General features: G+C 45.9%; 2 protein-coding genes. Both read right to left on the bottom strand.

All coding sequences use genetic code 11. The features are described 5' to 3' along the window. The coding region (gene wecB / locus B7E06_RS22460) for a non-hydrolyzing UDP-N-acetylglucosamine 2-epimerase (protein WP_082232900.1) at nt 1-977 on the bottom strand (977 nt) is incomplete at its 3' end. 12 nt (nt 978-989) lie between these two features. Next, nucleotides 990-1,180 (bottom strand): uracil phosphoribosyltransferase (locus tag B7E06_RS22465; RefSeq protein WP_281249030.1); only part of this gene is annotated, 191 nt, incomplete at its 5' end.

Genomic DNA, 1,180 nt, shown 5'->3' on the forward strand with positions numbered 1-1,180 from the left:
TCCTCGTCCGTTCCGGCGAGTTTAAGCGTTCCTGCTTCAATTCCTTCTGGTCTTTCGGTTGTATTTCGAAGCACAAGTACAGGCACGCCCAGAGAAGGCGCTTCTTCCTGCACACCCCCAGAATCGGTAAGAATCAAGTGAGCACGGGAAGCAAAATTATGAAAGTCAATGACACCCAGTGGTTCAATCAGCTTAATTCTATCATCTTTTCCTAGTATCTCATCCGCCGTCTCCCGTACAGCCGGATTTAAGTGTACGGGATAAACGACTTCAATATCATCATGAGTTTCTACTAGTCGTTTTATCGCACGAAACATCTGCTTCATATTGCTGCCAAGGTTTTCACGGCGATGAGCAGTCATTAATACAAGGCGTCGACCTTCCAGACTTTCCAGCACCCGGGATTGGTACGCCTCATCGACCGTTGTGTTTAAAGCATCAATCGCTGTATTACCCGTAACAAAAATATGGTCAGCCGGCTTATTTTCTTCGAGCAGATTATCGCGCGACTTATTCGTTGGAGCAAAATGAAGATCAGCCATAATTCCTGTGAGCTGGCGGTTCATTTCCTCAGGGTAAGGGGAATACTTATCCCATGTTCGCAGTCCTGCTTCAACGTGGCCAACTGGAATTTGATTATAGTAAGCAGCAAGCGATGCAGCAAAAGTCGTCGTAGTGTCTCCGTGAACTAAAACGATATCCGGCTTCGCTTCCTTCAAGACATCATCCAGCCCTTCAAGCGCACGGGTTGTTACCTGTGCGAGCGTCTGACGGTCTTTCATAATATTCAAATCAAAATCAGGTTTTATTTTAAAAATATCAAGCACCTGATCAAGCATCTCCCTATGCTGAGCGGTTACCGTTACGATAGGCTCAAACTGTTCCGTTCTCTTCTTTAATTCTAAAACGAGTGGAGCCATTTTAATCGCTTCTGGACGAGTGCCGAAGATCGTCATGACCTTGAGTCGATTATCCATAAAAATATCTCCTTACTTTGTGCCGAACAAGCGGTCTCCAGCGTCACCCAGTCCAGGCTCGATATAACCTTTCTCATTCAGCTTTTGATCCATTGCTGCAAGATAGATATCAACATCAGGATGTTCCTCTTTTACCGCATCTACACCTTCAGGCGCAGCCACAAGACACATTAGACGAATTTGGCGGGCCCCGCGTTTTTTCA

This window comes from Halobacillus massiliensis, assembly GCF_900166625.1.
In the GTDB taxonomy this organism is placed as follows: domain Bacteria; phylum Bacillota; class Bacilli; order Bacillales; family Halobacillaceae; genus Halobacillus_A; species Halobacillus_A massiliensis.